This window comes from Xanthocytophaga flava, from assembly GCF_030068545.1.
Lineage (GTDB): Bacteria > Bacteroidota > Bacteroidia > Cytophagales > 172606-1 > Xanthocytophaga > Xanthocytophaga flava.
Window position 1 is genome coordinate 1 of the sequence record NZ_JASJOR010000060.1, and the last position, 23,899, is coordinate 23,899.

Here is a 23,899-nt window from a genome sequence, read left to right on the forward strand (position 1 = left end):
CAATGCAAACGCGATTTGCGCTTCAGTAAACTTGCTTTTTTTCATGGCGATTTTCTTTATGTGTAAACTAAGTAAAATCACCGATTTTTTCTACTTCCCTACGGTCCATTTTTATGGGAGGAGGTCAGCATTAGCAAACTCAACAGGCACCCTAAATCCCAAACTTTGATGATGCCGCAGAATGTTGTATTCCAACCGCCATTGTTCAGATAGCGCTCTGACTTTTCTTAAACTTGAAAATCAATACGCATTCAAAAACTCCTCACGAAACGTGCCATTAAACCTGTTCAATTCTAGCATTTTGAGTCGGTTTTCCTGGCTGAATAAACAATAATTCAATTTTTTCTTGCTCACACCACTCATTTAATTTAGTACTAATAAATTCTGGACCGTTGTCACAACGAAGCTTTTCTGGTTTGCCATCAGTTGAAGTTCCTAATATATGGGGATTTAAACCAAAATCACCTAGGGATAAAGTAATATGAGAATGAACGACTGATATAGCTGCAAGAGCTCTAAGTCCATTAATGCCAGGAAGGTAAACGATCTTTGATTTCATTAAATCCAAGATATCTTTATATATTGTTAAATACCATATTAAATGTGTTTTTCATGATTTGATGTTAATTTATTAACAATACGCATAAAATTTAATCCAAAATCTTTAATGTTATTTAGATAATCATCTTCTTTATCTAAGGAACGTATTGGTACTGCCTCCATTTTTTGGGCTAGATCAATCTCATTTTTTGGATCAAAAAAAACTACATTATAATTCATTTGTTCACGATGGACATTCAAATCTGAAAGTATTACAACTTGATTCATGGCTTTTGCATCTTCGACAACTGTACTCCAGCCTTCAAAAAGAGAAGGTTGAATAACTGCTTTACTATGGTTCATAAGTTGTAATTGTTCTTTCCGATCAATAAACCCTAGGAATCGGACATAGTTTTGAAGTTGATTATCATCAATAAACTTCTTCAGTTCTTCAAAGTAAGTAGGATTCCGGTGATCATATTCTTTACCTGTGAAAACTACTTGAAAATCATCCCGTTTCTCTTTTAAGCGATGAATAGCTTTTAATACGATTAGGTGATTTTTATGTCGCCAGAATTGATTAGGAGAGAAGTAATAAGGTTTCGTAATATTATATTTTTGCTTTAGAGTATGAATATCAGTATCATGATATTTTTCATGTGTTACAGCAAAAGGTAAAACAAATGCAGGATTCTGTGCTTCAGGAAAAAAAGTCTTAAAATCAGTTAGAGAATCATTACTACTAAAGATAATAGGAACCTTTTGTTTTACAAGTAGTTCTTGCTGAGATTTCCGATTTTGCCTTTGCTCTTGTGTAAAAAAATGAGGTAAATGATATTCCTGAAAGTCAGGTATCCAAAATAACCTTTGTTTATCCTGGACTAATTCAAATAAATCCTCACTGCTCATTGGAAAAAAGACATTGGCTAATGTATGAGAAGGGCGTTTCTCAAATACATTTTTTCCCGTTACTACCCTGGCTAGTTTATTTATAACCTTTTGGAAAAAGGTATACTTAATATTGGTGTTGAAATGGGATAGAAATGGATAATTTAGCTTTGTGACCTTTTCGAAGTCCAAAATAGTAGATAGAATTACTAGCTCAGGTTTTTCATCTTCTGGAAGAGAGTTAAGAGCATGAATCAAATTTTGAATATAATATGAGCCAGCAATCCAACCTTCATTATAAGAGAAGATCAGTGCTATGCGTTTTCTTTTAACCATGTAACATATTTTTTTAGTCCTTCTTCCAGATTATAGTTTGGAGAAAATCCTATTTCCTGAATTTTTTTTATATCTGCGCACCAGTTATTAGGATCCCCTATTTTTACCTTACCTGAAAAAGAAAATTCAATTTTTGGATCTAGTAACTGATAAAATGTTGTAGCAGCTTCACGGATAGTAGTTTCTGAGCCAGAAGCAACATTAATCACATCTCCTTCAAACTTAGCATTTTGGATGACCAGTTCAACTATTTGAAGTAAATCCTCAATATAGATAAAGTCTCTTGACTCCTCTCCTGTGCCAAAAAGTTCTATAGAGTTTGTGTTTAGAGCTTTCTGATATAAATCCCAAAACAGTTGCTTTTTTAGCTTTGGCCCAAAGGCAGAGAATACTCTTAAATTGCAGGTGTGTAATCCAAAAAACTTATGATACTCAGTTAATAAATGCTCACTTTGTAACTTATGAAAACCGTATGGAGAAAGAGGCTTTAATAGAGTATCTTCAGAGATAGGTAATTTGGTTGGATTGCCATAAACTGCAGCACTGGAAAAATTGATAAAGCGGCATTTGGGAGCATGCTTTCGAATCGCTACCAGGATTTTATTGACATTTAATACATTGAGTTCAAAATCTTTTGCAGGATCTTCAAAAGAAAAGCCTACATGAGCAGAACCAGATGCATTAATACACACATCAAAGGTATGTGAACTAAAAAGAGCTTCGAAGTCAGAATAAGATGTATTTATTTGAAAATATTTACTGATTCCCCAAGATAAATCATTTGCTAAAATATCACATCCTGTTATCTGATATCCCTTTTTTTGAAAAAACTTGAATGCGTTATAACCTATAAATCCGGCAGACCCAATAATTAGTATTTTCATTTTTAAATTTTTTCAGTTTCTCCTGTACAAGTGTTGATTACAGGAAGAACTTTTATGAGTTCTTATCTTAAATATCAAAGTAACTAAAAGTTCTAAATATTCATGTATCTAATTATTTGAGCAGGATTCCCTGCAACAACTGCAAAATCAGGAACATCTTTTGTTACTACACTACCTGCCCCAATAATAGCTCCCTCTCCTATCGTCACTCCTTTCAATATTATACTGTTAAAACCAATCCAAGCATTGTCTTTGATATTAATAGGTGCAGAGCGTATATCAAATTTTTGTTTTTTGTTTTTTGTTGCTTCAACTCCCTGTAAGAAATCAATATGACGTAAATCTGCATCGAGAGGATGAGAATTATTGTCATGAATATTTACATTATGTGATATAAGTACTTTGTTTCCAATATTAATATTTGCTGATGACCATATTCGTGAATCTTTTCCAACATAACAATAATCTCCAATAAAGATATTTCCCCCTTGGTCACGAATAAGTAATTCACCCTCTATATGTGTATGGCTTCCAATGGTGATTTTACTTACATCATGTTGAGAATTTATTATTCTAGCACTTGGGTAAAGTTTTGTTTGTTGGCCGCATGTACAATATTGAAGAAAGTTGCTTAATCTATATTGTATAAGGCCTTGTTCAATAAAAGATATAGGAATTATCTTACAAAATATTGAGAAGAAAAAAAGCCTTATTTTGTCCTTCATAATAAAATATAATCTCTTGCGTGTAAATGGATATGTTAGGTTAAACTAGCAATTAGCCCCAAACAGATAAACCAGCCGGATTATGCTTTTGGAAAGTAAGATTATACTTGTTCATTTACATATTTAATTATTTGAGCAGGATTCCCTGCAACAACTGCAAAATCAGGAACATCTTTTGTTACTACACTACCTGCCCCAATAATAGCTCCCTCTCCTATCGTCACTCCTTTCAATATTATACTGTTAAAACCAATCCAGACTTTGTCTTTAATGGTTATCTGTCCCCTTTTTACATTTGACCATTCTTTGTAAATACCAATTTTGCCCTCTTCTATACCTTTTTTCCAGTCCCGAACATCGTTTGTCCTTTGACTCCACAATAAAGAATGAGCGTCGTTATCCATCACTGTACAACCCCACGAAAACATCACATCATTACCTATAGAGATTCCTTCAATACAAATAAAGGTACCACCTCCTATAGAAGTTCTATCCCCTATCTGAATTGAGCCTGTATTTTTTTCAAAGACAAATGTTCCCGAGATCATACTATCATTACCAATAGTTAAATATGTTCTTTCTGTTGTCTTGTTTCTGCAATCCAGATAAAAGTTATGTAAAAGAGTGTTTGAACCGATTTTTAACAAATTTTTGTATAGGGTATTATAATCGTTTTTTTTCCTTAAACGATTTAACATCTTCCGTAACATAAGAAAAGCCATTTAGTAAAATAGGTTTAGGCTTAATTAGATTATATATAACCTTAAATTTATTCGTGTATTTACTTAACTTAATAGAATGAAACCTTTCTTTCCTAGAAAAGGATTCTGCATGTAAAGTAATTCATTAGATATTCATCAGACCTGGCCCAAATGTTTTAGTAAAATACCTCAAAACAATAATGTGTTATTTTAAGGCTATTTCTTTGTTCTTCTTGTTTTTGAAAAGAAGAATTAGTTATTATCTATCTTCAGAATTTTTTTAAGACTACGGTATTTCTCTCTAATAGAAGGAGGGATTAACTTTCTTATACGGTTAAGGAGCGATTCTTTCAGTCCTTTTTTAATAATATTATTAAATCCATATTCTTCTGCTTCATAGTCAATTTCAATTTGTCTGGGATGATAAATTTGATTTATATCAATGTCCATCACTGGCATTTCCAGGAAAGGATAATCTGTATTAGAGTAATGCGTACCTTGATAGCCGATGTTTTGTATTAGATTCCTATAAGGTAAAATAGCAATAGCATCAGATTTAAGTAAATGATAAAAAAATTGTATATCCCAAGCCTGTTGTTCTTTTTGACTCCAAACGGAATCCATTAGTTCTATAAGCCATTGTATAATACGCTCATTACGAATTTTCTTCTCTAATTTTCCACTTTTGCGAAAAGACAAATAGTCATTCATTGAATAATTGAATCCTTCCCATCCACGTCTCCAGGTTGCCCAACCCCATATAGTACCAAGATTAGAAAAGTAATAGCTATTTTTCTTGTCAAATTGTGAAAAAAGGAAATTAGAACCTCCTATCATTTTTACTTGCTCGTAATGTTTATATTGTTCTAACATCATTTCACAGAAAGGAAAAAAACTATCACTTGGTAAGCAATCATCTTCCAAGATAATCCCTTGCTCAACATGTTCAAAAAACCAAGTTATGGCTTCGCTTACAGCTATACCACAACCTAAATTGCTTTCTCGAAGTAATGTTTTTACTTGGCAGTCCCAGTCAATATTATCAAGGACTAATCTCCTCACCATTTCGCATTTTTCTTTATCCTCCTCTCTATTTGGCCTTGGTCCATCTGCTGCGATGTAGAGAAATTTAGGCTGGATTTTACGAAGACTTTCAAAAACCTTCTTTGTAGTATCAATCCGGTTGAAAATCACGAATAATACAGGTGTATTAAACATAAAATAATCTTATTTGTTTTTATACCGTTTGCTTATTTAATAAAGCATCAAATCTTTCTCCAAGGCGTTCTACACTATGTAATTGACTATATGTTTCAAAAATATCTGTTGGAAGAGGTTCATTTTTTATTTTGTGATAAAGTACATCAATTGCTTTAATACATTGATTAACGTTTCCTGCTTCGACTGTTTCTCCTAAGTGATATTTTTTTACATCTTCTCCAACACAAAAAGTTTCCTGAGCCAGCACATATTTTTGGAATATAGCAGCCTTGGTGAGTCGGTTACTAGAGCTTGTAAAGTTATCATATACTAAGAACGGAATATCTAATACTGAAAAAACAGCATTATATTGACTACCTTCATTTAATCTGTCAAGGTATATGAAACAATTCTCGGGCAAATTGTTAAAAACACTATAGATTTCGTTTAATTCATCATCAGGGAAATGAGAAGGTGTAAATTGGCCTGCAAAAACAAAAAAGAATCTTTCTGAAGAGGCATTCTTTGCTACCCTTAACAAAGTTAGTAAACCTTGATGTCTATGAAGTCCAATGGCACCAATAACTACTCGTCCATTTGCTTTTTTTTGTATCTGCTGAGCAATTTTATCATTTTTATCTGCAGGTGTAGCATCTGCAATTTCAGGAAAAAGAACTACATTCTTTTTTGTACGTTGCTTGAACATTTCCAGGATACCCTCATCGTGAATAGCTATGCTTATGCATTTTTTAGCACTAAGAGCTATGTCTATATCTGATGGGGAAGGTGTTGGCTTCAATCTGTTAACCGATGTTCTTAAATGTCGTGGATGAAAGTACAGCCCTGACCAATAATATGGAAAGACAATATCCAGAAGAAACGGAACTAAATAACCTGAGAGATAAGAGTCTACCCATGCAATAAACACATGTGATACTTTTTTCCTATACTTTTTTTCTGCTTGTCTAATAGCATTATGTAAATGCCTCCATCTAAATAAGGTAGAAGCAGGCTCATTAAATCTTTTTAAAGATGTAAATGTTTTGTCTGGTAAACTATAGTTGAAAGTAGATATTTGGTCTTCAGTCCATTCTGGATGAACGTCTGCAATCCATTTCTCCAATGTTTCCTCTACAGGTTTGAAGCACCAAACAGTATAGCCTTTATTAATTAATGTTTCAGAAAATATTCTAAGATACGCAGTATGATGCCCTCCCCATAACGGATCAACCAATGCAATAATTTTCATTATTCTATTTTTCTAATTCTACAGACCAACGCTCAACATTAAACTCATAGATCTCCTGTAGGATTCCTTCAACATTATATTGTTGTTTCCAATTCGGATAATGTTGAGCAAACTTACTACAATCACTAACCCACCAGATATGATCACCTATTCGATTTTGTTCTGAGTATTTCCAGTTTAATTTCTTTTGAGCAATTTTCTCGCAGATTGTAATCCCTTCTAACATTGAGCAATTACTGAATCTTCCACCTCCAATATTGTATACTTCACCAATACGTGGTGCTTTATAAAATTCGTAAAAAACATTTATCAGATCTGCACTATGGATATTGTCACGAACCTGCTTGCCTTTGTATCCATAAATAGTGTAAGGGGTTTCCGTTACAGTACACTTCATCAAGTAAGCTAAAAATCCATGTAATTGAGTACCAGAATGATTAGGGCCAGTAAGGCAACCTCCTCTAAAACATGCTGTATTCATGCTAAAATACCTGCCGTATTCTTGTACAAGTATATCTGCTGCTACTTTTGATGCTCCAAATAAGCTATGTAATGTCTGATCAATACTCATGTCTTCTCTAATACCTGTATGATAGGTATGAGCGGGGTTTATTTCCCAACGGTGTTCTTTTTCTTCCAATGGTAAATGATTTGGGGTATCACCATAGACCTTATTGGTAGATGTAAATATGAAAACGGCATTTGGTGAAAACTGGCGTGTTGCCTCCAAAAGATTGAGTGTTCCATTTGCATTGACACCAAAATCTGTGAAGGGATCTTTTACTGCCCAGTCATGTGAGGGTTGGGCTGCTGTATGAATAATTAATTTCAGATCATGTGAATATTTCCTGAAAATAGAGAAGACTTCATCTTTATTACGGATGTCTACATTATAATGCTTATAATGTCCTTTAAGGTCTTGTTCAAGACGTTGGCGTTGCCACTCAGTTGAAGCCTCTTCCCCAAAGAACTCTTTACGCATATTATTATCAATGCCAATTACATCAAATCCCAAACCTGCAAAAAAACGAGTAGCTTCTGATCCAACTAAACCGGCAGAGCCAGTAATGCATACTATACTCATGTAAAGACAATTACTAGGTGATTAAAATATAAGAAGTTACAATAATACTTTATTCCTGTTAAATAGATTAAAGGATGTAGTATAAAATTAAAGTTTGCAAAATCAACTATTTAGGATTGGTTCAAGCATTTTTTCATTTTTCTGAATCCAATCTGTTATTTCATCTACAATTTGACTCACCGGAATAGTAGGAGACCAGCCACATAACGTTTCAATTTGTGAATAATCAGAAATATAGACTTTTAGATCAAGAGGACGATTTTCTTTTATCTTTTCTATAAGTGTCATATTTCCTGTACTTTTCTCGCAAAGTGTAGTTAGTTCTTGTAAAGAAATACTATTTTTCAAACCACCACCTACGTTAAATGTTTTACCTGCAAATGTTTCAGTGTTATGGACTTGCAAGTCTATTAGTTTAAACAGATCTGTTGGGTGTAATACATCTCGTACTTGCTTTCCTTCTCCTCCATATCCTATATAATTTAATTTTTGTTTCCAATAGTGTCTTGCTACCCAAAGAACCATAAATCCCTGGTCTACTTTTCCCATTTGTCCGGCACCTCCAATAACACCACATCGATTAATAACAGTTGGAAGATTATTGACTGAGAAATATTCCTGAATAAGTAATTCAGAAGCAAGTTTTGTAGCCCCATAAAAGGAGCGGCTCCCTGTCAGTGGGAAATCTTCAGATATACCTTTTTCAGAAACACCAAGTAGAGTTTGGATAGGTTGCCATGTAAAGCGTGTTGGGAGTTCCGAGGCTAAAACACTTTCCAAACTGCCTATAGGATAAACTCTGCTTGTAGATAGGAAGATAAATTTTGCATGGAATTTTTTAGCCAGTTCCAGACAATTTACAGTTCCAAACAAGTTATTATTAATTAGCTGGGTCATTGATGAGTTAAGACCAGCTAGTACCGATGGTTCTGCGGATGCATCTATTAGACAGTCAAAAGGATCAATGCCCTCTAAATCTTCGAGGTTACGAATGTCCGCATGAACAAATCCAATAGAGTGTGCCTTTAATCGTGTTAGATTTAGTTCTGATCCCCTTCTTTTAAGATTATCTAAACATGTAATCTTATAGTATGGATATTTTTCTTTGAAGGAAATAGCTAGATGAGAACCCACAAAGCCCGCACCTCCAGTAATAAGTATATGCATAAAAAAACTGTCTACGACTTATTAATAAGAATATCAGTTGTTTTGAAGTAGTTCATTGTACAATTTAATATAGGCTTCAGATTGTACTGAACTATCATATTTTTGTACAGCATTTTCACGGATGTACTTACGATTGAAAACTTCTGGATTTTCCAGAAAAATAGTAATTTGCTTCGCTAATGCATCTACACTTACATTATCACATAGAAATCCATTAATGCCTGATTTTATCATATCAGGAATACCACCAATAGGAAAGCCAATGACAGGAGTACCACACAATAGAGATTCTAAGACTGTATTCGGAAGATTGTCTTCAACAGATGGAATAACAAAAATATCAGCTGCTGAGTAAACTATGCTCATTAAACGTTCATCCGAAAAGCTTCCTAATTCAATAAAGCCATTATTAGTTGAATCAGTGCTTTTGGCTCCTACAGCACATAAACTAACTTTGTCCTGTAACTTTAACGCTTTGAATGCATCTGATAAGTACTGATAGCCTTTTCGTTGATTGTGTATATTATGGGAAACAAATAGTATTACAGGCTTATCTACCGGAAGCCCAAGTATATCTCTGGAATATGCTTTATCTCTGGGTTTAAATACGTTACTATTCAGGCCATATGGAATAAGTTCGTGTCTAAAGTTCTTGAATAAAGAACTTTTTTTGGATTCATTTAATAGCCAAATAGAGGGTGATACAATTGTGAAGTTTTGCATTCTCTCTAATGCTTTTTGCTTAACCTTCAATGTATCAGCTGTATAGTTGGGATTATCTGTACCTTTTAATTGAGGACAATTAGCACAGCTTGATAGATAACCGTCACATCCTTCAGAATAGACACATCCACCTGTAAATGGTGTCATATCATGAAGAGTCCAAACAATAGGTTTTGCCTTATCTGCAAAAAATGTGGTATAGTCTAAAAAGTTGTTGATCATACAATGTAGATTAACAATTTTAGCTTCTTTGTATAAAGGGTGTTCATTTATACGATATTGTGAACTTGCAAAGTGAAAAGTTTCTGATCCGTACTTTTTCTGACTTATAATTTTTGCTTCATAAGCCATTTTCTTATTAAAAAGTGCTTCTTCATCTTTACCTAATTCATACAGAACCTTTGTATATATTTTTTTGCTTAATGAAACATTCTTCTTCTTATGCTCTTTCACATGAAACTCATAAAAGCTATGCCCATGAGGAATTTCTTTATGGGGTTGTTCAAGCATAAGTAGCTCAGAGGATATTCCATTCTCTAATAGTGCCTGATGTAATCGTATACAGGACTTAGCGGCACCCCCTGCTGAATTATTTGTAGTTGATGTCAATACTTTCATATTTTCTTAAAAACAGCAATTATCGTATGTCCTTTTATTTGATTTTTGAATATCTGTAAGAGAAATGAAAGTAAACGCTTTGAAAGAGAACCTATTCTCCAATTTAACTTATAGGCAAAATTTATGATCGCAGGAAAGTTTAAATTTCTATATCTATCTCTTTCATAATCTGGAAGAGGCTCAAAATAAATATTTTGTAGTTTAACACTGAAGAATTTTTCAAGATTAGATAATGAGTTTTTGCTCCAAAGTCCCATATGATGAGGAGGCATATTAAATATTCCCGAACCATATTTAACTAAAGACGCTTCATTGTTAGGTACTGCAAAAGTAAGTAGCCCTCCTTTTTTTAATACTTTGAGGGAGTCATTCACAAATGAGCTCACATCTGATATATGCTCCAGTACTTGAAAAGAACAAACAATATCATACTCTTCTAGATGTTTTATCTTATGAGTACTTAATAATTCGTTTTTTACATCTAACCCCTTTTGAATACATTCTTTTACTGAACTGTCTGTGAGTTCTATACCAGTACCTTTTATACCTCTACTTTTTAAATGACTCAAAAATGTTCCATGCCCACATCCTATTTCTAGGATCTTTTGAGTATCAGAAGGTATAATAGATGAAACTTTCCCGTATTCCCATTTCCATTCTCTAAAATATCCAGGAAACGAACGTAAATCCTGATAAAAAAGGCCATCACCATCAATGGTAAACGGGTAATAAAACTGATAGCCTGAATCCAGGCATTCATATATAGAAATGTTGAGTATATTTTCAAAAAAGCGGCTGACGTCAATCCCAGCGTCCTGATACAGTGTAATAACTTCTATAGAAGGTATATCTTTTACAAGTCGAATATTTGAAGATCCGGATATTGGACTTTTTAAATTTTGCATCCTTGATTTAACTATTTTTAACTTGAAAAGATATTCTCATTTTTTACTATTTGCCATGAATAGTCTTCCATGTAAATAGTATTATAGGGTTGCCATTCCCAATCTCCTCTGGATGTTCCATACATAACAACTTCAAAAGGACAAATATTCTCTATTGTTTGGAAATAAGCTCCACCTGGAGGCTCTGCAAAGTAAGCGGTAATTGTATACTTACCCATGAAAAGTTTCAGATTTGGGAAAACGCATTCAAGATGATGAAAGCCGGCATTACTACATAATTGCTCATTATCAAAGTATGAAAAATCCAGGCAAGCAATACCCCGATTATCAAAAACTCGAAAGGTTATACATGTCTTTTTTATGGATTGGGAGAGATAAAATTTGATTCTAACTTTTATTGGATCTCCATTGATATGAAAATTATTGGCTTTACTAGTTTGCAATTCAACAAACGTGATTCTGTTTGTTTCGCTAGAGGATAAGTCTTGATATATAAGCTGATTCTTTTGTTGAATATCCTCCAGATACATATTTATGATATGATCTTTTTCTCCAAGAGCATATACAGTACCTTTTTTTAAGTAGACTACTTTATTAACCAATCGCGATACTGCTTGCATGTCATGACTTACAAATAATACAGTACGTCCCTGACTTGCCACTTCTCCCATTTTTCCCAGACATTTTTTTTGAAAATCAGCATCTCCAACTGCAAGTACTTCATCAATTATCAGAATTTCTGGATCAAGATGGGCCGCAACAGCAAAAGCTAAGCGAACATACATTCCACTACTATAGTATTTTACAGGTGTGTCAATGAATTTTTCAACTCCAGAAAAACTAACTATTTCGTCAAACTTAGACTTAATTTCTTTTCGAGTCATGCCTAATATAGTACCATTCAGATAGACATTTTCTCTTCCAGACAATTCAGGATGGAACCCTGTTCCTACTTCCAAAAGAGATGCAATTCGACCCTGAACTTCTATACGTCCCTTTGTTGGTTCTGTAATACGAGAAAGGACTTTTAGCAATGTTGATTTTCCTGCCCCATTCTTACCAATGATTCCAATAGCTTCGCCTTGTTTGATCTCAAATGAAACATTATCTAGTGCCCAGAAATCCTGAGTTTGACTCGATTTCTTTCCTGTCCATATATTCTTCCATTTATTGGTAAGGCTTTCTCTCAGAGATCCACTTTTATGAGCCCCAATTTGATATAGTTTGGAAAGGTTTTCTACTTTTATTGCAACTTTAGACATCACCTGTTAATATTTTCAAGATCTAATCATTTTTACTTTTTTATGCAACTTTATACAATATCAGCCATAACACGCTCAACACGACGGAAGTAATATAATGATGATATAAATAATCCTATAGTTAATCCAAATGAAGCCCAAGTGTAAATATGAGGAGCATCTGTTCCCAACAATGACCATCGAAAGCCTTCAACAATTCCTGTCATTGGATTCAGATATAGAAGCCATCGATAATTGGAATTTATCAATGTTGTGGGGTAGGCAATTGGCGTTGCATATAAGCCGAATTGAACCATGAATGGAACAATTTGTTGAAAATCCCGATAACGGATAGTAAGAGCACTTAACCATATACCTACAGCTAAAGCTGTCAGTATTGTCATGAAGATATAAAAAGGTAGGAATATAATATTTCCGGAAGGAACTACTCCATACCAAAGCATCAACACCAAAATAAATACTAAGCCAACACCAAAGTCTACAAATCCTACCAAGGCTTTTGATAACGGAATAATAAGACGGGGGAAATAAATTTTCTGAATCATTCCCTGGGCTCCAATTATAGAATTTCCGGCCTGATTCATTACAAAAGAAAAATATGTCCATGCACTCATACCACAGGCAGCATACAAAGTATAGGGAATATCTGATGGTATATTTTTAGAAATCCCAATGGCATTTCCAAATACAATAGTGAAGATAATAAGAGTGAAAAGTGGTTGGATTACTGCCCATAAAACACCTAGAAAGGTTTGCGCATACCGCACTCGCAGATCACGATAAGCCAGAATGAAAAAAAGGTCTCTGTATGCAATCAGTTCTTTGAAGTTTAAACTAAAATTACTTCGGCTGGCATCAATAATAAGCTTCGACATTTAATAAAAGATTGAGTATTTAACTCAAAAAGAAAATATCATAAATAACAAGTTTCAAAACTACAAAATCCTTTTGGCAACACCTACTGAACAATAAATTTCTGTACTTGTACTGTATCACCATAACGTAAGATAAGTAGATACATACCTTTACTTATTTTGGATATACCCGGAAAAACATCAGTCAATGTAAAAGTGTTGAAGTTTATTTGGGTATTGGTTTCTATTGCCTTCTGAATCAAATTTCCTGTTGTACTATATATTTCAAAGTATACGGATTGTTTATCAGAAAGTGAAAATCCTATTTTTGTATTGCTTATTTGATCTTTAGTAATAGGATTTGGAAATATTGTTAAGTTGTTACTAGTATAGATATTCAGTGGTATACTTTCAGAAATGGTAGATTCACACCCATTTTGATGTCTAGAAGTAAGAGTTACTTTATAAATACCTGCATTAGCATACATATGGATAGGGTTTGTTTCTGAACTTTCTGTATTATCACCAAAATTCCATCGATATTCATTAGCATTTATAGATCGATTTATAAAAGAAACTATGAGAGGATTTGTTGCTGATGTTGTATAAGTAAAACTTGTAGTTGCTGAAGGCAAAACTGGTATATTTCTGGAAATTGAACTTGTACAACCTGATGCAGTAGTTACAGTTAATGTTACCGGTAAATTTGTTAGTGTATTTGGTATATTTACAGAAGGTTGTTCAGTAGAAAATTCACCCAATGTACCAAAGTTCCATTTCCAGATAGAAACAGGGTCATTCACAGAAATAACATCTGCTTTAAATGTAACCATAGTATTAGCACACACAGATGTGTCTGGATTAATACTTAATCCAACACCACCAGCTGCTATTGTTTTTACCAAAGTATTTGTACAGCGAGATGTTGAAGTAACAGTAAGTTGTACAGAATATGTACCTGTTTGGGCATAGGTATGAGATGGATTTAGCTCTGTTGAAGGAGTACTATTGTCTCCAAAATCCCAATACCAGGAACTTATACTACCTCCAGCAGGAGGTTGTGATGTATTTGAAAAGACAACTTCACGTGTGTTACAATTAGATTGGGAGGTAAAGCTAGCTATAGGAGATGTAATGACAGTTATAGATTTTGTGAGAGAGTCTGTGCATCCAAAGGAGTTTGTCACTTTTAATTTTACCTGATATGTTCCTGCACTAATAAATACATGAGTGGGATTAGAACTGCTAGATGTATTTGTACTGCTTTCTACATCTCCAAAATTCCATTCCCATTTTTGAATAGTCCCATCATTTATAATGCTTGCATCTGTGAATTGAGTTTCTTCACCTGTACAGGCAAGCGCTGTAGAAAAAGAGGCGGTTGGCAATGAATGAATAGTGATAGATTTGGTCAAAGTTACACTACAACCGACATTGTTTTCAATTGTTAGCTTTACTAGATATGTACCTGTTTGGGCATAGGTATGAGATGGATTTAGCTCTGTTGAAGGAGTACTATTGTCTCCAAAATCCCAACTACGAGAAATCAGGCTTGTACCAGTACTTAAACGAGTCTCATCAATAAATTGTGTAGTGTTATTTAAACAAATATGGCTAAAAGAAAAATCGACATTAGGTCCTTCTTTCAATGTTATAGACTTAATCACATTTGTTTGACAGCCACTTTCACCTGTAATTGTTAATGATATAGTTTGAACGCCAGAAGAGGTAAATCTGTGAAAAGGATTTTGGTCTGTCGAAGTAGAATTATCGCTAAACAACCATTCCCATTTAACTATTTTATCATCGAGTGTACTTGATATATCTTTAAATTGTAAAGTCTGATACGTACATGCTGAGGTAGGTAGTTCTATGTCTGCAATAGATGTTTGATAGATTTTTACAGATTTCGTTGTAGTATTGGTTTGATTACAAAGATCCTTAATGGTGAGGGAAACATTATATGTTTTAGCTGTTGAATAAGTATGATGAACAGGATTTCCTTTAGCAGTTTGCCCATCTCCAAAATCCCACAGGTATGAAACTGCTTTATTTCCTGTCACAGAATCAGAAGCAGTAAATAAAACAGATTGATTTACACACTGGTTATTAGTAGAAAAAGAAGCATGAGCAATAGGTCTGACAAATACAGAGTCTGTAAAACTAACTATGTCTCCATTAGTATTATACGCTCTCAATGTAATTTGTTGCATACCTTCCTTAGAAAAGGTAAGTGTTGGATTAGGTAAAATAGAGGTAACAGGATTAGCACTACATTCAGAGACAAAGCGAATTTTTGAAATGAGTTGGCTATTATAACCTAAGCTAAAACCAATAAAGTCAGACTGTGTTTTTGTTAAAGTAAAGCCATAGGAATTACTTAAAATACTAAAGTCTCCCAGATTTTTTACAACAGGAGTATTGGCCATACTGGATCCAAAGTCAAAAGCATATATATTTCCTAATTCAGATGATACATAGCCAAAATAACCCTGATCTTGGGCCAAAACACTTAGAGTTGGGGCAGATAAAGGAATAGAGAGATTTAGTTCTTCGATTTGTGGTACAGAAAATAAATTTGTTCCAAATGACAAACGATAAATTTTTCCATTGGTTTCAGATGTGGTAATACCATACCATTGATTACAATCTTTAATAATGGAAGTACTAATTAGGCGATTGTCGTTGTTGGGAAATGTAGGAGTGACTAGTATATTATCCTGTGAGATTAAGTTTGTAACTGAGCTGCCAAGATTGATAATAGCAACTGTGCTACTACCTGTATTAGTGACGACTGCTAAATAATTACCATTATTTGCAACAATGCGAATGCTTCTGATAACCAGAAAGAGGTTATTGGGATTACCAAGATCTATAGTTGATGGGGTATTTGTCAATGAAGCACCAAAGTCTAGCCGGATTAAATGCGAAGTAGATGCATTGCTGGGTAAACTAAAATTTGAAGTAAAAGCATACCAATTATTACCATCTTTTACAAATTCGATAGGCTCTGGTTTGTTAATAGGAGTATTAAAAATCCCTACATCAATGAGAGTTGGAGTATTATTTAGACTAGCACCAAAGTCTAATCGGAATAAAGTATTGTTTTCTCTACTAAAAAAGAAACCAAACCAATTTACTCCATCAAAAACAGTTGTAATATTTGTAGGTATACTAGATCCGTTTGCTTGCAAGAGAGCTGTTACTTGTGGTTCTTTCTTTAAATTTCCACTACAAAAATCCCATTCATAACGAGTTGCTCCTATTGATGTGTTAGTGATAGTTATATTCTCTCCTATGCAAACTGTATCTGGCAATGTAAAGCCCGGTTGAGGACATTGGGCTTTGCTAGCTGAAATCGTAAAGAAAAATATAATCCAGACAAGAAAAAGCTGCCATAGCTTGCTACTAGTAAAAAGTTTCATATTGTAAGTCAACAGTTTACACAAAGATAAAGTATGAAATAAAAAAATCCGCAAGAGTGTAAGTTCTTGCGGATTTTTATTTGATTCCTATAATCGCAACACTACCCTTTAGATAAGAATTAGTATGTGTGCAATTGATGTGAAATAAGTCCAGTTAAAATATGTTCAGAATTAAATCAGGCTGTTACAGCTTCTGAATATTCCTGATACACACGATGTAAACCGTCTTCCAAGCTAATGCTATACTTCCATCCAAAACTTGCTAGTTTGCTTACATCCATTAGTTTGCGGGGCGTTCCATCTGGCTTGGACGTATTCCATACAATCTGACCTTCATATCCTATAGTTTTTTGAACCAGTTCGGCCAGTTCCTTTATACTGATATCTTCTCCTGTACCAATGTTTACCAGACCTGGTTCATTGTACGTTTCCATTAAATAAAAACAAGCCGCAGCAAGATCATCTGCATGTAAGAATTCACGGCGAGGAGAGCCACTCCCCCATACTTCTACAGTAGGTGCACCGTTTATTTTTGCTTCATGAAACTTACGGATCAATGCTGGTAAAACGTGTGAGTTATTCAGATCATAATTATCATTAGGACCATATAGGTTGGTAGGCATTACAGAGATAAAATTACAGCCATATTGACTACGATAAGCATCACACATCTTAATACCTGCTATTTTAGCAATTGCATAAGGCTCATTGGTTGGCTCTAGTTCGCCTGTTAGAAGATAGTCTTCTCTTAAAGGTTGAGGTGCCATTTTAGGATAGATACAAGAAGATCCTAAAAATAAAAGCTTCTTAACACCATTGCGGTAAGACTCATGAATGATGTTGTTTTGAATCATCATATTATCATAGATGAAATCAGCCCGATACGTGTTGTTGGCATGAATACCTCCTACTTTTGCAGCTGCCAGAAATACATAATCTGGTTTCTCATCTTCAAAAAACTGGCGTACTGCTGCCTGGTTACGCAAATCCAGCTCTGAAGATACACGAGTAACCAGATTGTTATAGCCTTCAGCTTTTAGCTTTCTGACAATAGCTGAACCTACCATACCACGGTGACCAGCAACATAAATTTTAGCGTTCTTTTCCAATTCTGTATGTGTTTGTATATAAGAAATTGCAAATGTATTCGAGATAAAAGTCTTTTTTAGCTTCAGAAGTTTTAATAATAACTTACATATATATGTTTTTATCCTATTAATTACCAAACATACATAGGATGTAAGCACAAAAAGTAATTTTTTAGCAAATTTGTAGAATAAAGAATCTTATTTTGATCTCAATTTAGGATTTTATGATAAATTGGTGATCAGCAAGTTAAGAATATAACAAGAAAGTATAGGAAGAACGTTCCTAAAAAATTACATGTACTGTGTTTCAATTTAAACTCAGTGAGTATGACTCGAAATAAAAACAATATTTTTGCGTTTCCCAGTAAAGATACTGAATTATTAACTTATGTTTTTCAAGAATAACTCTACTTTCTTTCCTCAGATGTTCCCTACCTATATACGATATGGGTTACTCCTGATTGGATTAGCATTGGGACCAATTAGTATGGCTCAGGAAATCTCAGAGGATAGTCTTATGCAGGAAGATGATCCAGAAGCGGCTCTTATTGCAGAACTGGAGGCGGCTAAAAAGAAGAAACCAGATGAAAAGGTACCTCTTAAACAGCCTAAAAACGTGTTTTACGGTACCAAGGTTAAGAAAAACTTTATAAAGACCTACTCAACAGGTGGTACAGAGATAGAAATATTCTATTATATATTGGAGCATAAAGAGGCTAATCCTTATTTACAAAGTGTACAGGAGATTGTCTGGTTTAATCCACACAAACGGGCTTTACAGAAGACGTTGGGTGTAGATAAAAAAGATATGCGGTTATTGCACGGACCTTATAAAAAACTTCGTAATGGGAAGGTTATTGCAGAAGGGTATTACTTTATGGGTGGCAAACATGGACGCTGGGAAAATTATGATGAAAATTATATTCTGAAAGATAAAGTGAAGTACTACAATGGATGGCCAAAAGAAGCGGAGATTACATATTATGATTCAGATCGTAAAAAAATAAAAGAAATAACAGCTGTACATTATGGAGAAAAGCATGGGATGTATTATGCCTTTTATGAAGGTGGCCAGATAAAAGCAAGAGGGAAATATGATCATAACTATCAGATAGGCTCCTGGATCGAATATTATCAGTTTGGAAAACATAGCCAGATGAGAAAGAAAGAGACTGTCTATCCCAGACGTGCCTTTGACAATACAGAGCCGTATATATCAAAAGAATGGGATGACAAAGGAAAGCTGGTTTTTGATGCAGCAAAGGATGGCAAGAAGAAAGATGAAGATGATGAGAAAAATACAGATAAAGTAGCCAAAGATAAAGAAGACAATGAGACAGATGAAAAGTTCTGATCATTAAAGATGACTTCAATAACTGAAAAGACCCTGGGAAGATATATTTTCTCAGGGTTTTTTATTTCTGGCTGTTACTGCCATCTAAAGTATATATATAAGAACATATACAGCTCAATAGCATTTATTGTTTACTTTGCATCTTATATTAAGTCTGCTCTTTTTTGGGGTAATAGTAATGAGAAAACAATACGTAAGACTGCAACAATTTTTAGGTTTTACACGAAAAGAAACAAATGGTTTTTTAATCCTTTCAGGATTAATGTTGCTGGCTATTCTTGCCATGTTTCTGATACCAGTTCTATGGCCTGCTTCTACATACAATCCTGTTACGGATAAAAGACAATTAGATAGTTTGGTAGCTTTATTAGATACAACTACCCAGCCTGTTTTTCAGAGAGTAGATACCAAACAAAAAGAAATAGTTATTGCTCAGAAGCTTTTTAACTTTAACCCAAATACAATTTCTGTTACACAATGGCAACAATTAGGTGTTCCTGAATTTCTGGCTACCCGAATCTCAAAATATAAAAATAAGGGAGGTATTTTTCATATTAAGAGTGATCTGAAAAAAATCTATGACTTCCCTCCTATTCTTTATGAGCAGCTTTATCCATATATTCAGTTGCCTGAAAGTATGGATAGAAAAATGGTTGAACGCTTTCCCGAAAAGAAAAATGATTACAAAACAGATCGATATCCAATAAAGAAAGAAACAGCTATTGCCCGGTTTGATCTTAATATGGCAGATACGAATCAGTTAAAGGCGATTAAAGGCATTGGGCCTGCCTTATCAAAACGTATTATCAAATACCGGGATGCTTTAGGAGGGTTTCGAGCATTGGAGCAAGTACGAGAAGTCTATGGACTGGATTCTTTAGTTGTGCATGAATTGCTCAAATATGTCTATCTTTCAGAACGTATACCTGTTAAGACACTCCGAATCAATACAGCTTCTGTAGAGGAGATAGATGCTCATCCTTATATATCGCCAAAACTTGCGAAAATAATTGTTGCTTATAGACAACAACATGGTGCCTATCATTCAGTAGCCGATCTGGAAAAGATTAAAATTTTAGATCAAACAACTCTACAAAAGATCATACCATATGTGAGTTTTGACTAATTTTGACGCGACGGCCTGGTGTTGGATCGAGAATGAGATATAGGGCCAAAAATTAACTCTAACCATTTTATTTCTTAAGTGTAATGACAGTTGCTCCTACATTAATTCTTGATAGAAAACAGGTTTTGCAGAAAATCAAGCGGATTGCATATGAAATTTATGAAGATAATGCCAATGAGCAAGAGGTGATTCTCGCTGGAATTTATGATAAAGGTTTTCGGTTTGCTCAGTTGCTTCAGGAACAGTTAAAGTCTATATCGCCTTTAGCTATACATTTGGTAAGAATTGATCTTGAAAAGCTTTCGCCTGTACAAAGTGAAATACAACTGGATTGTGAAGAAAGTTTTCTGAAAGATAAAAGTATTGTGTTATTGGATGATGTGCTTAATACTGGGCGTACATTAGCTCATAGCTTAAAACCCTTTTTGCAAATTCCTGTAAAAAAAATTCGGGTGGCTGTTATTGTTAACCGAAGCCATACCTTGTTTCCGATTGCTGCTGATTTTGTTGGGTATGCCCTATCTACTACTCTTCAGGAACATATTGATGTAAATCTGGATGATTCTGATCAACTGGGTGTGTATCTGAGTTAAAATAGAAAAGGGTGAGAATCTACTCTCACCCTTTTCTGTTTTATATAAAGTTGTTTAAAGACCTAATGAAAAATAGGACAAAAAGGCAAGCCATGATGGATTACGAGTTGCCTTTGATTGGGAAATTTGTGGGGCAACACATATGTTTTTACCAAGATCTTTAATTTTTAATTCGCTTCTAAGATATTCAATCATTGTATTTTCTTTTTCACACACACCTTTAGATATATCTGCCAAAGCATACAATGTACTTGAAACTGTCTCAACTAATTCAGGTTGTTGATTCAGAAGTTTCTGCAACGTTTTCATAAACTTCCTATCCCATATATCCAAATTGTCAATCAGATATTTGAATTCATTGAAAAATAAATCTTTATAATCCTTAACTTCTTCTTTGTCTGCATTGGATGGCAGGGTTTCAGCAACAATATGGTTGGCGAGCCCTTTTAATAAAGACCATTCTTTTTCATCTACCTCTCCATCTGTTTTCGCAACCAATAGGGCTGGATAATAGGTTATAAATGCAGTAAATTGCTCATTGCTGAGCTTTATCTTGCGAACCTCCTGGTACTCCTCATGTAGTTCTGTTAAAGAAAGCGTATTCATAAAAATGGCTGGTTGAACGAAGCATCTAAGGTACTTCTTTATCTATACTATAATCCAGTGTGATTTTCTACTTAATCTGTACAATATATGATATAGGCATAATTAATATGTTTTTTTGCCCGAACGTAAGCATTTACGTAACTTCGCGTGCATCTTATTAATCATGTTCTTTGGTTTTATATACGCAGATCTTTTAGATATGATCTACTAATTTTCATAAAATAATGGCAATCAGGCTTTATAAAGGTCAAAATATGTGAACTAAAGCTATTTTCTTTTAACGAAGTTTTCACGAAAACCGTGTAAAGAATTTGTTAATTATTTTATGTAAAATTTAACTTTTTCAATCTAAAGCAGTAACGTATTCTATGTGTTTATAAAAATTTCGTCTATTCTCTTACATCAGCAAACATTTATTAACTAGTATGACAAGCGGATTCTTCCATATTCCTGTTCCTAAAAACGAACCTATTTTATCTTATACACCTGGCTCACCAGAAAAAGCAACTCTGAAAAAGGCTATTGCCGATGCCCGTTCCCAACAGATAGAAATCCCAATGTATATTGGTGGAGAGAAGGTATATACAGAGCAACGAATTCCTCTTTCACCACCACATGATCATCAGCATATTCTTGGGTATTTTCATGAAGGTGATGCCGGGCATGTAGAACAAGCTATTCAGGCTGCACTAAATGCAAAGCCACAATGGGAGCAAATGAGCTGGGAACACCGGGCTGCTATATTCCTGAAAGCTGCAGATCTGATTGCAGGACCTTATCGTGCAAAGTTGAATGCCGCTACTATGCTAGGTCAGTCAAAAAATGTATTCCAGGCAGAAATTGACTCAGCATGTGAGATTATAGACTTTCTTCGATTCAATGTGGCATATATGGGGGAAATTTATCAACAACAGCCTATCTCATCACCTGGAGTATGGAATCGTGTTGAGTACCGACCATTGGAAGGGTTTGTATTTGCACTGACACCATTCAACTTCACTGCTATTGCTGGTAATCTTCCTGCTTCAGCAGCGTTGATGGGTAATACAGTTGTATGGAAACCTGCCTATACTCAGGTGTATTCTGCACAAGTGTTGATGGAAGTATTTCAGGAAGCTGGTGTGCCTGATGGGGTGATCAATCTGATTTATGTAGATGGTCCTGTTGCGGGTGATATCATTTTCAAACATCCTGACTTTGCCGGAATTCATTTTACAGGTAGTACCAAAGTGTTTCAGAATATCTGGAAGACTATAGGTGAAAATATTCATCTTTATAAATCCTATCCGCGTATTGTTGGAGAGACAGGGGGAAAAGATTTTGTGATTGCACATGCTTCTGCTAACCCTAAAGCTGTTGCTATAGGCTTACTTCGTGGTGCATTTGAATACCAAGGACAAAAATGCTCGGCTGCTTCTCGTGCCTATATTCCACATACATTATGGGAAGAAGTAAAAAATTATATGATCGAAGATCTGAAGACTTTCCGTATGGGTGGTGTAGAAGATTTTCGCAACTTTATCAATGCTGTAATTGATGAACGGGCTTTCGATAAGATTGCATCCTATATTGACAGAGCAAAAGAAGATCCTGCTGTGACGGTTGTTGCAGGAGGTGGATATGATAAATCAAAAGGATACTTTATTGAACCAACTGTATTGGAAACAAAGAATCCTCAATCACTAACAATGTGTGAAGAGATCTTCGGGCCTGTACTAACAGTATATGTGTACAATGCTGATAATTTCGAACAGACATTAGAATTGGTTGACCAAACATCCCCATATGCGTTGACTGGTGCTGTGTTTGCGCAGGATAGATATGCAATTGAGTTGGCAAGTGTAAAATTGAAGCATTCTGCTGGTAACTTCTACATTAATGATAAGCCTACAGGTGCTGTTGTCGGACAACAGCCTTTCGGTGGAGGAAGAGCTTCTGGTACCAATGATAAGGCAGGATCTTTATTGAACTTATTACGTTGGGTTTCGACACGTACTATTAAGGAAACATTTGTATCTCCTACAGACTATCGTTATCCATTCCTAGCTGAAGAATAAGATAGGTACTCTACAAAAAAGCACCTCTCCTAGGGTTATAAAACCTATTAGGAGAGGTGCTTTTTTTATGAAAGGAATTACAAAATATAGATAGAATCCTACAAGATTTCAGCAGAAAGAATAAGAATGTACAGGATCTGCTTTTTCGACTGTTTATTTATCTTTGTTTTCTAGGGCTACTTTTTGTATTTATTTGTAAAGGATTGATCATCAGTGTGTGGTTTGTTGTTGTATAGGCGTTTCGAGTGAGAAAAAACGCATCTTCTCTTTATAATTTCATATTTGATTTTTATAGAAGAACTTTACTGTGAACATTAAAATCGTAAAATTCAGTCTACTTTTTCTGAAATACTACAAAATCTTACATCTGTAGTAATACGGTAACTACTCCAGTCATGGTCGGAAGAAATATCTTCCGACTTTTTTATTTATTGGCAACAAAATACAAGAGTGATAGAATATGGCTAACTTACTTATATAGAGTATGTTCATCAAAGTAAGGCTTTATCTGTAT

General features: G+C 34.4%; 20 protein-coding genes. 4 read left to right on the plus strand and 16 right to left on the minus strand.

Annotated elements, in window-relative coordinates:
• Positions 1-277: 277 nt before the first annotated feature.
• From QNI15_RS39055 to fcl, 15 genes are all read right to left on the minus strand, one after another.
• Entirely contained in the window at positions 278-559 is a 282-nt protein-coding gene (locus tag QNI15_RS39055) for a hypothetical protein (RefSeq protein ID WP_390902242.1), read from the minus strand.
• A gap of 38 nt (positions 560-597) precedes the next feature.
• Positions 598-1,764, minus strand: a complete 1,167-nt coding sequence (locus tag QNI15_RS38145) for a glycosyltransferase family 4 protein (RefSeq protein WP_314037373.1) — start codon at positions 1,762-1,764, stop codon at positions 598-600.
• Positions 1,743-2,648, minus strand: coding sequence for an NAD-dependent epimerase/dehydratase family protein (locus tag QNI15_RS38150; RefSeq protein WP_313992267.1), 906 nt, complete (start codon positions 2,646-2,648; stop codon positions 1,743-1,745). Before QNI15_RS38150 ends, QNI15_RS38145 begins: the two co-directional genes overlap by 22 nt.
• 92 nt (positions 2,649-2,740) lie before the next feature.
• Positions 2,741-3,373: an acyltransferase gene (locus tag QNI15_RS38155; RefSeq protein ID WP_313992264.1), complete on the minus strand. Its 633-nt coding sequence runs from the start codon at positions 3,371-3,373 to the stop codon at positions 2,741-2,743.
• Between the two features lie 101 nt (positions 3,374-3,474).
• On the minus strand, positions 3,475-3,921 hold the full coding sequence (locus tag QNI15_RS38160; protein ID WP_313992261.1) for an acyltransferase: 447 nt from the start codon (positions 3,919-3,921) through the stop codon (positions 3,475-3,477).
• A 405-nt stretch (positions 3,922-4,326) separates the two neighbouring features.
• Positions 4,327-5,292, minus strand: coding sequence for a nucleotide-diphospho-sugar transferase (locus tag QNI15_RS38165; RefSeq protein ID WP_314037375.1), 966 nt, complete (start codon positions 5,290-5,292; stop codon positions 4,327-4,329).
• A 19-nt stretch (positions 5,293-5,311) separates the two neighbouring features.
• Positions 5,312-6,523, minus strand: a complete 1,212-nt coding sequence (locus QNI15_RS38170; protein ID WP_314037377.1) for a hypothetical protein — start codon at positions 6,521-6,523, stop codon at positions 5,312-5,314.
• Positions 6,524-6,527: 4 nt separating this feature from the next.
• On the minus strand, positions 6,528-7,607 hold the full coding sequence (locus tag QNI15_RS38175) for an NAD-dependent epimerase/dehydratase family protein (protein ID WP_313992256.1): 1,080 nt from the start codon (positions 7,605-7,607) through the stop codon (positions 6,528-6,530).
• A gap of 102 nt (positions 7,608-7,709) precedes the next feature.
• On the minus strand, positions 7,710-8,774 hold the full coding sequence (locus QNI15_RS38180) for an NAD-dependent epimerase/dehydratase family protein (RefSeq protein ID WP_314037379.1): 1,065 nt from the start codon (positions 8,772-8,774) through the stop codon (positions 7,710-7,712).
• 33 nt (positions 8,775-8,807) lie between these two features.
• Positions 8,808-10,115: a glycosyltransferase gene (locus QNI15_RS38185; protein WP_314037381.1), complete on the minus strand. Its 1,308-nt coding sequence runs from the start codon at positions 10,113-10,115 to the stop codon at positions 8,808-8,810.
• Positions 10,112-11,020 (minus strand): class I SAM-dependent methyltransferase, encoded by a 909-nt coding sequence (locus QNI15_RS38190; protein ID WP_313992247.1) that lies wholly within the window; start codon positions 11,018-11,020, stop codon positions 10,112-10,114. Before QNI15_RS38190 ends, QNI15_RS38185 begins: the two co-directional genes overlap by 4 nt.
• A gap of 17 nt (positions 11,021-11,037) precedes the next feature.
• Positions 11,038-12,282, minus strand: coding sequence for an ABC transporter ATP-binding protein (locus QNI15_RS38195; RefSeq protein WP_314037383.1), 1,245 nt, complete (start codon positions 12,280-12,282; stop codon positions 11,038-11,040).
• A gap of 50 nt (positions 12,283-12,332) precedes the next feature.
• Positions 12,333-13,157 carry an ABC transporter permease gene (locus QNI15_RS38200; protein WP_313992241.1) on the minus strand — a complete coding sequence of 275 codons (825 nt, stop codon included), beginning with the start codon at positions 13,155-13,157 and terminating at the stop codon, positions 12,333-12,335.
• An 83-nt stretch (positions 13,158-13,240) separates the two neighbouring features.
• The gene (locus QNI15_RS38205) at positions 13,241-16,561 is read right to left on the minus strand and encodes a PKD domain-containing protein (RefSeq protein ID WP_314037385.1); all 3,321 of its coding nucleotides are present in this window, start codon (positions 16,559-16,561) and stop codon (positions 13,241-13,243) included.
• A gap of 176 nt (positions 16,562-16,737) precedes the next feature.
• On the minus strand, positions 16,738-17,670 hold the full coding sequence (fcl, locus tag QNI15_RS38210) for a GDP-L-fucose synthase (RefSeq protein WP_314037387.1): 933 nt from the start codon (positions 17,668-17,670) through the stop codon (positions 16,738-16,740).
• Between the two features lie 367 nt (positions 17,671-18,037).
• On the opposite strand from fcl, the gene QNI15_RS38215 reads away from it, so the two are divergent.
• From QNI15_RS38215 to QNI15_RS38225, 3 genes are all read left to right on the plus strand, one after another.
• Complete coding sequence (locus QNI15_RS38215; RefSeq protein WP_313992234.1) at positions 18,038-19,003, plus strand: toxin-antitoxin system YwqK family antitoxin; 966 nt, start codon at positions 18,038-18,040, stop codon at positions 19,001-19,003.
• Positions 19,004-19,181: 178 nt separating this feature from the next.
• Positions 19,182-20,129: a ComEA family DNA-binding protein gene (locus tag QNI15_RS38220; RefSeq protein ID WP_314037389.1), complete on the plus strand. Its 948-nt coding sequence runs from the start codon at positions 19,182-19,184 to the stop codon at positions 20,127-20,129.
• A gap of 83 nt (positions 20,130-20,212) precedes the next feature.
• On the plus strand, positions 20,213-20,722 hold the full coding sequence (locus QNI15_RS38225) for a phosphoribosyltransferase family protein (RefSeq protein ID WP_314037391.1): 510 nt from the start codon (positions 20,213-20,215) through the stop codon (positions 20,720-20,722).
• Between the two features lie 54 nt (positions 20,723-20,776).
• Here QNI15_RS38225 and QNI15_RS38230 read toward each other — a convergent pair whose 3' ends face one another.
• Entirely contained in the window at positions 20,777-21,328 is a 552-nt protein-coding gene (locus QNI15_RS38230) for a hypothetical protein (protein ID WP_314037393.1), read from the minus strand.
• Positions 21,329-21,753: 425 nt separating this feature from the next.
• Between QNI15_RS38230 and pruA the strand changes: the two genes are divergently transcribed.
• On the plus strand, positions 21,754-23,385 hold the full coding sequence (gene pruA / locus QNI15_RS38235; protein WP_314037396.1) for an L-glutamate gamma-semialdehyde dehydrogenase: 1,632 nt from the start codon (positions 21,754-21,756) through the stop codon (positions 23,383-23,385).
• The last annotated feature ends 514 nt before the right edge of the window (positions 23,386-23,899 follow it).

What these genes read in the sequence shown, in the direction of transcription:
- QNI15_RS39055 (WP_390902242.1), bottom strand. Translation starts at nt 559, where the DNA reads ATGAAATCAAAGATCGTTTACCTTCCTGGCATTAATGGACTTAGAGCT.
- QNI15_RS38145 (WP_314037373.1), bottom strand. Translation starts at nt 1,764, where the DNA reads ATGGTTAAAAGAAAACGCATAGCACTGATCTTCTCTTATAATGAAGGT.
- QNI15_RS38150 (WP_313992267.1), bottom strand. Translation starts at nt 2,648, where the DNA reads ATGAAAATACTAATTATTGGGTCTGCCGGATTTATAGGTTATAACGCA.
- QNI15_RS38155 (WP_313992264.1), bottom strand. Translation starts at nt 3,373, where the DNA reads ATGAAGGACAAAATAAGGCTTTTTTTCTTCTCAATATTTTGTAAGATA.
- QNI15_RS38160 (WP_313992261.1), bottom strand. Translation starts at nt 3,921, where the DNA reads ATGATCTCGGGAACATTTGTCTTTGAAAAAAATACAGGCTCAATTCAG.
- QNI15_RS38165 (WP_314037375.1), bottom strand. Translation starts at nt 5,292, where the DNA reads ATGTTTAATACACCTGTATTATTCGTGATTTTCAACCGGATTGATACT.
- QNI15_RS38170 (WP_314037377.1), bottom strand. Translation starts at nt 6,523, where the DNA reads ATGAAAATTATTGCATTGGTTGATCCGTTATGGGGAGGGCATCATACT.
- QNI15_RS38175 (WP_313992256.1), bottom strand. Translation starts at nt 7,607, where the DNA reads ATGAGTATAGTATGCATTACTGGCTCTGCCGGTTTAGTTGGATCAGAA.
- QNI15_RS38180 (WP_314037379.1), bottom strand. Translation starts at nt 8,774, where the DNA reads ATGCATATACTTATTACTGGAGGTGCGGGCTTTGTGGGTTCTCATCTA.
- QNI15_RS38185 (WP_314037381.1), bottom strand. Translation starts at nt 10,115, where the DNA reads ATGAAAGTATTGACATCAACTACAAATAATTCAGCAGGGGGTGCCGCT.
- QNI15_RS38190 (WP_313992247.1), bottom strand. Translation starts at nt 11,020, where the DNA reads ATGCAAAATTTAAAAAGTCCAATATCCGGATCTTCAAATATTCGACTT.
- QNI15_RS38195 (WP_314037383.1), bottom strand. Translation starts at nt 12,282, where the DNA reads ATGTCTAAAGTTGCAATAAAAGTAGAAAACCTTTCCAAACTATATCAA.
- QNI15_RS38200 (WP_313992241.1), bottom strand. Translation starts at nt 13,157, where the DNA reads ATGTCGAAGCTTATTATTGATGCCAGCCGAAGTAATTTTAGTTTAAAC.
- QNI15_RS38205 (WP_314037385.1), bottom strand. Translation starts at nt 16,561, where the DNA reads ATGAAACTTTTTACTAGTAGCAAGCTATGGCAGCTTTTTCTTGTCTGG.
- QNI15_RS38215 (WP_313992234.1), top strand. Translation starts at nt 18,038, where the DNA reads ATGTTTTTCAAGAATAACTCTACTTTCTTTCCTCAGATGTTCCCTACC.
- QNI15_RS38220 (WP_314037389.1), top strand. Translation starts at nt 19,182, where the DNA reads ATGAGAAAACAATACGTAAGACTGCAACAATTTTTAGGTTTTACACGA.
- QNI15_RS38225 (WP_314037391.1), top strand. Translation starts at nt 20,213, where the DNA reads ATGACAGTTGCTCCTACATTAATTCTTGATAGAAAACAGGTTTTGCAG.
- QNI15_RS38230 (WP_314037393.1), bottom strand. Translation starts at nt 21,328, where the DNA reads ATGAATACGCTTTCTTTAACAGAACTACATGAGGAGTACCAGGAGGTT.
- pruA (WP_314037396.1), top strand. Translation starts at nt 21,754, where the DNA reads ATGACAAGCGGATTCTTCCATATTCCTGTTCCTAAAAACGAACCTATT.